This window comes from Oscillatoria sp. HE19RPO, from assembly GCF_024220515.1.
GTDB lineage: Bacteria > Cyanobacteriota > Cyanobacteriia > Cyanobacteriales > Laspinemataceae > Laspinema.
In genome coordinates this window covers 1-13,164 of record NZ_JAMXOT010000045.1, presented here as the reverse complement: position 1 = coordinate 13,164, position 13,164 = coordinate 1, and the positions used below count along the sequence as shown (strand labels likewise).

Genomic DNA, 13,164 nt, shown 5'->3' with positions numbered 1-13,164 from the left:
CCGACAGGAGAACCCGGACTATTTTTCTAGGGGATCCGTACAATCTCGGACACCCAGTTTTCAGATCAAACTGATGGATGAAAGCCCAAAACTTCGATGAGAAACCGGATTCCCGATCCCCACGACCGGGTAGGCTCCGGATGAGCTAGGTCTCTGGTATCGTCAAGGGAAGAAAAACCTGGTTTTTTGATAAATAGTTTACTGATGTGCCAGAAAATAGGGCGGTGAGACCTGATTTTTGGTCCTATAACTTGAGCCCTGAATGAAGGCCCCAGGACTGGCTAGAGGATTCAATCAAAAGGAGAATAAACCTGTTTTCACGGCCCAGATTTCGTGTTCCTGGCCAGGAATTTAGTCAATAACCCCGGTTTTAAAAATCTTTACCGATGAGTTCGCAAGGGGTTTTTATCTCCGTAATTTCACGGGACCCTTAGCGCTCCTTGAACGAGAACTCTTAACCGACTAATCCGGGTCAAGAGCATCCGGAACCAGGGAAGAGCCCCAGAGAGCTTTACCCTCTCCAGATAAAACTTTACCCAATTTTTATCTTTCCGGCTTCTTGTCTCATTGGTCCAGTCAGGGTTGGGTTATATAATTTTTTTAGATGGAATCTATAGAGCAGTAGCTTTACTAAAGATTTACACGGATTTTCCTGTTATCTAGGGAACAATAGGATTGATATCATATCAATGATTTTATAGCATCCTCCTTTAGAGATAAGCTTTCAATAGGAACTGCACCACTTGTAGAGACTCTAAAGGGGATGACGAGAGCTGCTCTTGAATCCCATACTTTAAGAATGCGAAACCCTGACCCAGGTTTTCCGTCTTCGAGCAGGTAGGGGGGGAGTTTAGGGGTGAGTGGTTTTCCAGATATTCCGTTTGTGGAGGGCTGGAGAGTCATAGCGTCATCGAAGCATAACCCGCCTGAGTCAGAGTTACCGGGTTACATCCAGCGGTTTAGAAGTCCTGACTCGCCGATAGAGCAATCAGTCTGGCGATCGCGATTATTCCCTCGCGGACAATTTTTTTGGGGGGGGGCTTCATAAAAGTTAACCTCGGATTGAGGGAGACTGGAGAAATTGAAGGATGAAATTCAGGATAATTTTGAAGCATTTAAACGTCATTCTATTTAGTCTATACAGGAGAGGAACCCATGAATCTTAAACAGCTATTACAAGTCGCGATCGCTGGAGTTGTAGCCACCTCTGTCCCCCTAATCAGCGCTCAAAAATCGGTGGCTCAGTCTGCGGCACCCCTGAGTTCCTTTCAGTGTCAGATTTCTGAGGATCAACTCTTCGTTACCCTAGCGGTTCGCCAAAATGGACAGGTGTCTGACCCGATGATCGTCTGGAAAACTGAGGAATTTAGCGGTGCAGGATACACCCCGGAACGCCGCTGTACAGAAGTCACAAACCGGCTCAATAGCTTGTTACAGGAAAATAACCAGAGTTTACAGGGACTGTACATGACGGCAGGATTAGTTAATGGTGAGGCGGTCCTTTGTGCCGTTAGCAGTACGCGATCGGGTTGTAACACTAGAAATGTGCTGTTTACCCTCAACCATGCCAACCGTCGTAACCCGAGCCAAATGTTAAGAAATCTGGCCAGTTCTGGGGTCGTGGGTAGCGGCAACGCCATTCAAGAGTCGGGGGGACAACCTTATGTGGATTTAGACATCTTAGTTAATCAATTGTTCTAATCCTCCTATCCTCGAACGTTGTACAAAGCATTTTGCTGGAAATCGCCCTCGTTTTGGCGAGCTGGAATGGCACGATTTCAGTCGATGGGTCCAGTCAGGAAAGAGAACCGAATTATGAGTCTGAAAAAAATGGGCCGATGGGTTGCAGCCCTTTTACTGGCAACCCCAGGCAGTTTACTCCTATCCCCCAGCAGTATGGCGTCATCCCCCACTTCAGTGGTGTCTTTTGAATGCCAGCCTTCGGATAACTTTTATACGATTCGAGCGGTCCGAACCGATGGTTCTGTCTCAGAGTCGATGATTTCTTGGAGAAATCAAGACTATCAGACTTCCGATGAATCTCTGGCAACCTGTCAGCAGGTGTCAAACCAACTGAATGCCGTATTGCATAATAATGGCAATAGTCTGAGTGGGTTATATCTCACCGTGGGACGAGTCAATGGCCAGATGGTAGTTTGTGCGGTGAATAGCACTGATGTCGGCTGTAATCGCCAAAATGTTTTGTTTGCCTTCAATGGCAATAACCGCGCCGAACCCGCTAGATTGCTGGCGGGATTGCTCGGGACGGATAGCTTAATTAACCTAGTCGTAGTGGGGAATTTGTTGCAGGATTTTTCCCCCCTGCCTACGCTAATTTTGACCGGGTAGTGGAGATTCTATTTGAACCCCAAGGAGAAAAGAAGTGAGGAAAGCGTATGAGCTTTATCCAGATAGCCCGCGATGCGTGCGGAATGCGGCGCGATCGCCAAGCTTTGCACCGCCCCATCGCGCCCGTTGGTCACTCCGGGAGAGTGTCCATTCGTAAATAACCTAGAGAGAGGCGAAACTTTCTCTAGGTTTTTTATTCAGAAAAATACAGAGAACATATCCCAAGTTACCGGAGCAATTCACGCCCTAGGTAGCTCCCATCACAAAAGCTCTATCATCCTTCGGGTTCCACCCGGATTAAAATTCGTGGGCCGGGGTCTAACTTATCAGGAAAACATGGGCTTGAAGGGTTAATAATTCTCCCGTTAAACCCCTCGATTCAAAACTCTATATTACCCCATTTTTATGCTATTATTTTGTCGATTTCCAACTTATTTGTTGGCCACAACCTTCGCTGTGGCGATGACCTTCGGTCTGCGGATGACCCTGGCCCTCCCCCTGGTGGCGAGTCGCTCCTTAGCCCCGGAACAGGTGAATGCGATCGCCTCCCAAACCACGGTAATTATTGCCCAAGGGTTACAAGAAGGAGACATCGAAGCCCGCCAAGAATGGAATCCCGGATCTGGGGTGATTGTCGCCCGGGATGGCAATACTTACTCCGTCTTAACCGCCCTCCATGTCGTCAGAACCCGAGAAGTGGTTTATGGGGTCAGGACCAGTGACGGCAAAGTGCATCAGGTGGATGATGTGGACACCCAAAGTAATATTATCCCCCTGGGAGAAGAACTAGGCGAGTTCGGCGAGACGATTCAGGGACTAGATTTGGCGATCGTCACCTTTACCAGTAATCAAGACTATCCCATTGCGGTGATGGGAGACTCCCCCCACATCGATCGCGGTGCACCTGTCTATATCTCCGGTTGGCCCAATCCTGACGACGATAGCGCCCGCCGAGTCCGCGAATTCCGAGAGGGAAATCTTACGGACATTGCCAATCCTCCCTCGGATGATGGGGGATACAGCTTGCTCTATACCAATGAGACGAAGCGGGGGATGAGTGGAGGACCCGTTTTTAACCAAGAGGGCGAGTTAGTCGGCATTCACGGACGGGGACGCGCTCAGGAAGACCGCTATTGTGTCGATCCGGAGTTAAGCCAAAACAATAGTTGCGGGATTCAAACCCTGCATTTTATCGATCGCGTTCAACGGGAGCAACTGGCCCTCGCCTTTGCCAAACCTCCGGTGGACCCAGCAGTAATCGCCCACGGTCTGACCAATATGGAACAGGCGGACACCATCGAAGATATTTATAAAGATTTTACCTTCTTGCGATCGCTCCTGCGGGATGGCCCCTCTGGAGGTTGCTCTAGCCTCTTACTGGGAGAACCCTGTAATTGAGGCGCGCTTAATTTCCCCATTTTGGGACCGCTTCCTAGAGAATGAGATGGGAAACACCCTACCCCCTTTCCCCCCTTTATGTGGCATTTTATCCCAGAGACCTTATCCACAGCTTGTTTTATCTGACTCGCATGAAAACCGCTATTGCTGGTGTTGTCGTCTTTCTCGTGACATTGCCCTCCATTAGGGCAACTGCTTCTCCTGCCTGGATGCATAGGGGAGAACCCTCCCAGGCAGAGGACCGGCAACTGCTTCAACCTCCCACAGAAAGTCCCAACGCCTCAGCAAAAAACCGCACCCTCAAGGGTGGGGCTATACAGACGAAGCCTGCCTCCGCAGGCTCCTTGAGAAAACAGGTCTTTGATGACTCGATTGGGGGAGTTGCTCCCCAATCCGGGGATTTCGGGATTCCTTCCCCAGACCTGGATACGGACCCAATGGCTCAAACGACCTCAGTCTCGCAACTCTCCGACGTTCAACCCACGGACTGGGCATTTCAAGCTCTCCAATCCTTGATTGAGCGCTACCGTTGTATTCAAGGCTATCCGGATGGGACGTTTCGGGGAAATCGGGCTTTAACCCGCTATGAGTTTGCTGCCGGTTTGAATGCCTGCCTGGAACGGATAAATGAGCAAGTCGCCAGTGCCGGGGAAGTGATTTCTGGGGATGATTTAACGGCCCTGGAACAGTTGCAACGGGAATTTGCCGCAGAATTGGCAACGTTACAAGGTCGGGTGGAAAATTTAGAACTGCGAACTGCTGAATTAGAGTCGCAACAATTTTCCCCCACGGCAGTGTTGGGGGGAGAAGCAATTTTTGCCTTAACTGGAGGGACTGGGGGAGAACCGCCAGGAGAGGGAGAGAATAATCTGGTGTTTTCTTATCTCGCTCGCGTCGGGGTGGTGGCTTCTTTTACGGGGAGAGATCGACTCCGACTAGAGTTATCTTCGGGCAATTTTAGCGATCGCGGTTTTGCCAATCCGGAGTCTTTTAATACGGATATGGCATTGCTGTCTTATCAAGGTGGATTTAGAGATCGCGTGGTTTTGGATAAGTTAGAATATCGCTTTGCTGTAACGGATCGCGCGGTGGTGACTTTCCGTCCGGTTGGCTTTAGTTTAAGTAGTGTTCTGACCGCTAACTCCGGCTATTTTGATGCCGGTCGAGGTGCCCTATCCCGGTTTGCCGAAGCGAGTCCGATTTTTAAAATTGGCAGTCTCGATGCCGGTGCCGGGGTGGATTGGTTACTGAGCGATCGCGTGCGATTACAGGCGGCTTATGGCACGCGCAATAGTAGCAGTCTGACCGAAGGCGGTGGGATAGCAGGTGCTGATCATAGTGCGACGGGGATACAATTGCTACTCAAACCAACTAATAATGCGATCGCGGGTTTAACCTATGTGAATGCCTACGCCAAAGATGGCCGCCTGGATACTTTCACCGGCAGCTTTCTGGCAGATACGGGCGGGTTTATGGATGAACCGGCTCAGATTAATGCGATCGGGGGTTCCCTGCAATGGCGCTTTCATCCTAACCTCACCTTTGGTACTTGGGGAGCCTGGATGTTCACAAACTCCACCGTTTCCGATGCCTCTGCCACCAGTACCACCTACCTCTTTTCCCTGGGATATTCCGACCCCTTCGGCAGACCCGGAGATTTGCTCGCCTTGCTCGTCGGTCAACCCCCGAAATTAGTGGATGGCACCGATTTACTTCTAGGGGAAGACCCCGATACCTCCCTGCATTTTGAAACCTTTTATCGCTGGCGAGTCAGCGATCGCATTTCTATTACTCCAGGCATGATGTACATCACCAATCCCGAACATAATGCTAATAATGAAGATATTTTTATCGGCACTATTCGCACTACCTTCCGCTTTTAGGAGACTTCTACCCATGTCTAAATCCGTTTCAAATTTAATTATATCCCTGAGTGTATTCCCTCTCCTGTTGGGCCTCTTTTCCTGCGCGAGGGTCATGTCCCAAGAAACCCCACCCTGTCTCGTCGAAGCTAGACCCGGAACCCGTCCTGTTCCCGCTTGTCCCCCCAGACTCCGTGACCGAATTCAACCCACTTTTTCTGAAGAGGAAAGACGAGGATTTGAACAACGGGGATTTGACAATTTTTTACGGGATGCCCTGAATGGGAATAGTGACCCGATCGGTGGCGGAACCATTGGTGGTGGCGTGGAAAGCGATGCCGGACTTGTACCGATTTCTCCAGAAGTTCGGGGGATTGGGCCGATTTTTGACCCGACTGATGTGATTATTCCTCGCGGTGGGGTTAGGGGGCGGTGACATTAACCACTGATTTATAGATTTTTAACCACTGATTTCACTGATTTTCACTGATTGTTGCAAAACTTTACAAAATTTTCTTTAAAAAAAGGAAAATTTGCTTGACAGGGGGGATTGACTCTGATAAATTTTTATTTATAATCGGAGGCTTTGCAAAAATATTATTAGAGTCAATATTTCCATTATGAATATGATATGGCATTCAGTCAAGAAATGCAATCCCCCTCACCCTTTTTTTTTGCCGCGCCTGAGTGGCAGAAAAAAGGGTTCTTGAAGAACTCGGGTTTCTGTGATCTAGGTCATGGGTTCTGGGTCAGGGGAGGGATTACCCAGGACGTTGCACTTAAAAGCGCTAAGGATGGCGATCGCAGATAAATTCAAAGGGTTTATGGCGATAAATCATCCGGGTCGATCCCTTGTTGAAGTAGCAGTTGTGCTAGGCGATCGGCGCGTTGACGTTCAGTTTCAGCGTTTTGACGTTCGGTTTCAGCGCGTTGGCGTTCAGTTTCAGCGCGTTGGCGTTCGGTTTCAGCGTTTTGGCGTTCAGTTTCAGCGCGTTGGCGTTCCCGGTAGGCGACTTCCTCTGGTGTGGGATAGCGGTTTCCCTCTTCATCGTACCAATACAACCACTCTCGCTGAGTGCGATCAAACGTCCCCAACCCGCGTCCAATTCCCAATCCAATTTCCGGTATCCATACGGGTTCCCCCGAAAGGCGGATATATTCGCCATCGATTAACTTATGTATTTCCAACGGATCGCGATTTTCTCGACGCCAGAAATCTGGATTGTAAATCACATAATACAGGACGCCGAGTTTAGCATAAACCGCCATTTTCTCATCGTATTCTGCGCCATAAGTTTCCGAAACCACTTCCAATACCCAAATTGGAACGATATTATTTTCTGTCCAAACAATGTAACTTTTGCGTAACCCAGCATTTTTCAGCCTAGTTACTCCCAAACTTAAGAATCCATCGGGTACAATCGGAATTCTGGGATTGTCTCCCGTTGCATGATAAACTCCCATGTTGATGCCAAAAAACCAATCAAGGCGATTTGACCACAGTTCGATTAAAATTGCTCGGAGTACGGTGGGGATTAAATTTTGCAGTTCGTTATCCACAGGGGTCTCATCAGAAGATGGCAGTTCTTCTGCATCAGGCAAATTTTGCAGTTTGTAGTTTACCATAATTGTTGTTTTTGATAATATCCTGTTTGGATTTTAGCGTTTTTATTCAGAAGAATTCACATCCCTCTTTTACCTCTATCCATTACCACATCTTTTCAGTTTTGTCAAAGTTATAGGGTAAAATATTGCAGATTGCCAACAATATGTAGACAGGGGAGATCGCTTCTCCCCAGGTACAGACTAATCGCAGTTGGGGGTCACAAGCAAAAGGACAAGGCACTGCCTTGTCCCTACGAATTACAGATTACCAACAATATGTAAACCGGGTAAGGGGACATCCCCTCACCCGTTTATGAATTACCCAACTAAAAAGAAATCGTCTTGAGTAATCAATCCAACATCCACACCGTTAAGCGTGGCAAGTAAGTCATTTCCGGCATAAATTAACGTGCCAGAATTGCCTTGAGTGACACTCAGATTTGACACGGATAAACCCGATGCCAAACCAATCAAATCTGTGCCATCGGTAAAGTCAACAATTAAATCAACTCCGGCATTTTGACGGATGACAAAGCGGTCTTGTCCCCCACCACCGACAACTGTATCATCCCCTAAATCGCCTAACAACCAATCATCACCATTACCGCCGATCAGGATATCACTATCCTTACCACCCCACAACACATCATCCCCATCGCCACCGTCGAGAGTATCATCTCCACGATTGCCATAGAGGAAGTCAGAATCAGCGCCACCGCAAACAATATCATTACCATTGTCACCGAACAAATCATCACTGCCAGGGCCACCAACCAGGGTATCATCATCCTGACCCCCATGTAAGATATCGTTGCCATTGCCACCATCTACGATGTCGTTGCCTTGGTTGCCATTAGCAAAGTCATTGCCATTGCCGCCTTGAATGACATCATCTCCCGGTAATGCCAAGATAAAATCATCCCCATCCATTCCGGAAATCCCATCATTATTTGGCGTGGCAATAGTGATATCATTTCCACCAGTTCCCATCACCGGATTCACCCCTTCAGGGATAACCGTTTCCCCATCGCAGATAGAAGATAAATCGGGAAGGGAAATCTCCACCATAGGTGAATCTGGAGAAGTTCCCGGGAAATTGGCGAGAAACTCATTAAAAATGTCCGGTCCCAACGGTTTGAAATTACCCAGGGTGATGGTATTTTGTGCGGAGAATACACTCAGGGAGAAACTGGTGGCAACACTTTCCGTCCCATCAGAGGCACTCACTTGAATGGTGAAAGTGCCCATATTGGCAGTTGTCGGTAAACCGCTAAAGGTGCCGCTACTAGGGTCAAAGCGCAACCAGGAGGGTAACGGATCGCCATTGGGTAGGGTTGCCGTAAATGTGAGCGCATCTCCATCAGCGTCGGTAAATGCATCCTCGGGAATGGCAAAGCTAAACGGTTGTGAAGCGGTGAGATTGGGAACCACCGAAGAAATAGGTGTTCCCACCGTTGGTGCAGTATTGGGGGTTTCTGTCGTGCCTACCGTGAGGGTAAAGCTATCGCTGACAGAAGCACTGCCATCGGAGGCGGTGACTTTCAGAGTCAAAGTCCCGATATTATTGGCGGTAGGAGTACCACTGAAAACGCCGGTTGTGGCATCAAAGGATAACCACGAAGGGAGTGCTGAACCATCTTCGAGAGTGGCAGTGTAGGTTAACGGATTGCGATCGGCATCGGTGAAGGTGCCATCCGGAATCGTATAGGTAAAGGCGGTGTCAACCGTGGCATCGGGGGTAGAAGCAATGTCATTGCTGACAACCGGCGCAGTATTGGGTGTAGTGCCTACCGTGAGGGTAAAGCTATCGCTGACAGAAGCACTGCCATCGGAGGCGGTGACTTTCAGAGTCAAAGTGCCGATATTATTGGCGGTAGGAGTACCACTGAAAACGCCGGTTGTGGCATCAAAGGATAACCACGAAGGGAGTGCCGAACCATCTTCGAGAGTAGCAGTGTAGGTTAACGGATTGCGATCGGCATCGGTGAAGGTGCCATCCGGAATCGTATAAGTAAAGGCGGTGTCAACGGTAGCATCCGGAGTTGAAGCAATATCGTTGGCAAGAGTTGGTGCAGTATTGGGAGTATCGTCTACCGTCAAACTAAAGGTATCGCTGACAGTAGCAGTACCATCAGATGCTTGTACCTTGATACTAATGCTGCCGATATTGTTGGCAGTTGGGGTACCGCTAAAAGTGCGGGTGGCGGCATTGAAACTCAACCAAGTGGGTAATGCCGAACCATCTTCGAGGGTTGCTGACAGGGTTAAGTTGTCGCCATCGGCATCGGTAAAAGTGCCCGTTGGAATTGTAAAGTTAAACGCTTCAGTAACAGTAGCGGCAGTATCGGTAATGGCATTTCCCACCACTGGTGCAGTATTGGGAGTATCGTCTACCGTCAGAGTAAAGGTATCGCTGACAGTAGCAGTACCATCAGATGCTTGTACCTTAATACTAATGCTGCCGATATTGTTGGCAGTTGGCGTACCGCTAAAAGTGCGAGTTGCGGCATTGAAACTCAACCAAGTGGGTAATGCCGAATCATCTGCTAAGGTAGCAGTGTAGGTTAAAGTATCCCCATCCACATCGGTGAAAGTGGTGTCGGCAAATTGGAAAGTGAATGGCGCGTCTTGGGTCGCACTTTGCGCGACAAAGGTTCCGGCAACGATGGGTGCATCGTTAACCGCAGCGATATTTAGGGTTGCCGTGGCATTGGTATCGGCATAAGTAATGCCGTCAAATCCATTCCACCCGAAACTGGTAGTGCCGTTGAAGTTGGCGGCAGGGGTAAAGGTGAGGTTGCCAACCTCGGCAACCTCAATTTCTTGGTTTGCCGTCACTGCCGTACCGCTTAAGAAAAGGGTCCCGTTATCGGGGAGGGAGGTGATTTTAATTTTCGATAAAGTATCGTTGTCGGCATCGGCAAAGGCAGCAGTAAAGTCAGCAGCAGCAAAGGTGAGATTGGTATCTTCGCTGCCAGATTTGCTGACATTGGTTAATGTTGGCGCGTCGTTGGCAACTGCAATGGCTAAAACTGCTGTTGCTTCCGTAGCGGCATAGGTTGTGCCATCAAATCCATTCCACCCAAAACTGGTAGTGCCGTTGAAGTTGGCGGCAGGGGTAAAAGTGAGGTTGCCGAGGTTGGCAACCTCAATTTCCTGGTTTGCCGTAACTGCCGTACCGCTTAAGAACAGAGTGCCGTTATCGGGGAGGGAGGTGATTTTAATTTTCGATAAGCTATCCCCTTCGATGTCGCTGTAAGCATTGGTGAAATCAGCAGCAGTGAAGGTGATGACAGTATCTTCGTCACTCGATTTGCTGATTGTGCTGAGGGTGGGTGCATCGTTAACGGGATTGACGGTAACGGTAGCGGTGGCAGCAGTTCCCCCTAATCCAGCATTGCTGTTGCTGGTGGATGCTTGTAGCAGAAAGCTGCCGTTGCTGGTGGAGTTAATGCTGGGGGTAAATTTTAACCCGGCATTGCCTTGTGCAAAGGTGATGAAGTCGCCATTATTGATAGGGGTGGTGCCGTCATTTTGGTACAGAGTGCCATCGATAATATTGGTAATTTTGAAATGGGTAACTTCGGTACTGTCGTCCGGGTTACGGGAGAGAACTAACCCGGTGGTGGTTTGGGTATCTTCGTCGGTGGTGGTGTTAGTCACCGAGGGAGTATCGGCAACGGGATTGACGGTAACGGTAAAGGTGTCGTCTACGGTTAATCCATTAGAGGTGCCTTGGATGGTAATCTCGGCAGTGCCGTGTTGGTTGGGTTGGAATCCCAGGGTGAGAGTATTGCCGGTGATGCTGGAGGTGACGAGAGTGGAGTTACTGTTGGTTAATACTGCTTTGGTAATGGCAGTATCGTCATTATCGCTATCGGTGAAGACGGTGGATAAATCGATGGTGGTGTTGGTGGCGTCTTCGTTAACGCTGACATCGGTTATCGCAGTGGCAACGGTGGGTGCAGCATCGGCAGTGGTAAAGTTCCAGGTGGTGCTATCGCTGATGCCAGAGTAGGGGTTTCCGGCAGCATCTTGGATGGCGGTGGCATCGATGGCAAGATAGTAGCCGGTGCCGCCTTGTAGATTATTTGTGGGATTGATGGTAACTGTATTGCCGCTGATGGTGACATTGGCGGCAGTGATGGCAATGGTTTCGACAACGGAGTTATCCGATGCGTTCTTAATCGTGATGTTGCCTGTGCCTGGGTTGATGGGTTCGTTAAATTCAAGGACTAAGTTGCTACCCACAGGGACGTTGGTAGCGTTGTCGGTGGGGGTGAGGGTGGTGAGTGTGGGTGCGGTGGTCTCGATAACAATCGCTTTGCTGCCGCCGAGGGAGGAGGCACTCACCAAGGCGGGGAGGTTTAAATCGGCATCCACCATCAAATTATCTTTAATTGTACCGCCGTTGAGTTCTAAAGCGGTGGTGGAGAGATATTCTAAGTCGGCGGCGGTGTCACCAGCTTGCACCGTGTATTGGAAGGTGAGGGTCGTGGTACCGCTTCCTCCAGTGTAGGTGGCATACTGGTCGATGGTGCCGGTTTCGAGTTGCAGGCGGGGGGTGCCTCCAGAGGTGTCTACGGTGACGGCAGCATCGAAGGTAACAGTGATGTCGATTGTCGAATTGACACCGTAGCTGCCATTTGGGGTAGTGGCGGAGACGGCGGTGACTGTGGGGGTGTTGTTGAGGAGGACTGAGACGGTTTGGCTGCCACTGTTCGCCACAGCTAAGTCGGGGTTGCCATCGCCGTTGATGTCTCCTACGGTGACGGAACGCGGATTGGCACCCGTAGCAAAGGTGGTTTGGGGGGCGAAACTGCCACTGCCGTCTCCTATTAGCACTGAGACGGTGTTGCTGCTGAAGTTCGCCGTAGCTAAGTCGGGGTTGCCATCGCCGTTGAAGTCTCCTATGGTGACGGAAGTCGCACGGGAACCCACAGCAAAGGTGGTTTGGGGGGCGAAACTGCCACTGCCGTCTCCTATTAGCACTGAGACGGTGTTGCTGCTGAAGTTCGCCGTAGCTAAGTCGGGGTTGCCATCGCCGTTGAAGTCTCCTACGGTGACGGAACTCGGCTCGCTACCCGTAGCAAAGGTGGTTTGGGGGGCGAAACTGCCACTGCCGTCTCCTATTAGCACTGAGACGGTGTTGCTGCTGCGGTTCGCCGTAGCTAAGTCGGGGTTGCCATCGCCGTTGAAGTCTCCTACGGTGACGGAAATCGGAGCGTTACCCACAGTGAAGGGGGTTTGGGCGGCGAAACTGCCACTGCCGTCTCCTATGAGCACTGAGACGGTGTTGCTGTTGCGGTTCGCCACAGCTAAGTCGGGGTTGCCATCGCCGTTGAAGTCTCCTACGGTGACGGAATTCGGACCGGTACCCACAGCGAAGGTGGTTTGGGGGTCAAATCCCAGGGTCTGGGGGTAGGTGGCGAGGGTGTAGAGGGTCAGGGGTGAGGAGTGAGTTTCTCCTGTTGCCTGTTGCCTGTTGCCTATTCCCTGGGGAAAGAGTTGCTGGAGGTTCCATGTGCCGCCTTTGTCGGGGTTGCCGACTAGGGTGGTGGCGGCGGCGATGCCGGTTCCTAGCAGTTGGTGCAGTTGCTCTAAGAACTGTTGTCCGGCGCTACTTGCGGCGACGGAGCATCCATACAGTAGCAGGTTGGCGGTTTGGCTGAGGGATTTGCGCCACTGTTGCAGGTGATGGCGATACTGTTGGATGTTGCTCAGTTCTAGGGTGCTGTTGCCCAGGTAGAGGGTTCCGGGGGCTCCGTGAGAGATTAAATGGAGGGTTGTGGTTTGACGCTCAACTGATGTTCCTGCCAGGAGTTGGGTAATTTGCTCGATGCCATCTGCTTCGGGATGCAGGATTGCGATTTCAGTGTTTGGGGAGATGCCGCGTATGAGGCTTTGGTAGTCTTTAACTCCAGGGTCGATGATTACTAATTGTCGGGGC

8 protein-coding genes are annotated in these 13,164 nt (G+C 50.2%); 6 read left to right on the top strand and 2 right to left on the bottom strand.

The genetic code is table 11. From position 1 onward, the window contains the following. Positions 1-1,155: 1,155 nt before the first annotated feature. The 6 genes from NG833_RS05215 (at position 1,156) to NG833_RS05195 (ending at position 6,045) form a co-directional block, all read left to right on the top strand. Entirely contained in the window at positions 1,156-1,701 is a 546-nt protein-coding gene (locus tag NG833_RS05215; protein WP_254564247.1) for a COP23 domain-containing protein, read from the top strand. Between the two features lie 114 nt (positions 1,702-1,815). Then, positions 1,816-2,349 (top strand): COP23 domain-containing protein, encoded by a 534-nt coding sequence (locus NG833_RS05210; protein ID WP_254564246.1) that lies wholly within the window; start codon positions 1,816-1,818, stop codon positions 2,347-2,349. 34 nt (positions 2,350-2,383) lie between these two features. Beyond that, on the top strand, positions 2,384-2,506 hold the full coding sequence (locus tag NG833_RS30325; RefSeq protein WP_256555828.1) for a hypothetical protein: 123 nt from the start codon (positions 2,384-2,386) through the stop codon (positions 2,504-2,506). 248 nt (positions 2,507-2,754) lie between these two features. Then, complete coding sequence (locus NG833_RS05205) at positions 2,755-3,747, top strand: serine protease (protein WP_254564245.1); 993 nt, start codon at positions 2,755-2,757, stop codon at positions 3,745-3,747. A 131-nt stretch (positions 3,748-3,878) separates the two neighbouring features. Further along, positions 3,879-5,630 carry an iron uptake porin gene (locus NG833_RS05200; RefSeq protein ID WP_254564244.1) on the top strand — a complete coding sequence of 584 codons (1,752 nt, stop codon included), beginning with the start codon at positions 3,879-3,881 and terminating at the stop codon, positions 5,628-5,630. 94 nt (positions 5,631-5,724) lie between these two features. Then, positions 5,725-6,045, top strand: coding sequence for a hypothetical protein (locus tag NG833_RS05195; RefSeq protein ID WP_254564243.1), 321 nt, complete (start codon positions 5,725-5,727; stop codon positions 6,043-6,045). Between the two features lie 386 nt (positions 6,046-6,431). Here the strand turns inward: NG833_RS05195 and NG833_RS05190 are convergent, their stop codons facing one another. Then, positions 6,432-7,235: a Uma2 family endonuclease gene (locus NG833_RS05190; RefSeq protein WP_254564242.1), complete on the bottom strand. Its 804-nt coding sequence runs from the start codon at positions 7,233-7,235 to the stop codon at positions 6,432-6,434. A gap of 297 nt (positions 7,236-7,532) precedes the next feature. Beyond that, positions 7,533-13,164 (bottom strand): putative Ig domain-containing protein (locus NG833_RS05185; RefSeq protein ID WP_254564241.1); only part of this gene is annotated, 5,632 nt, incomplete at its 5' end.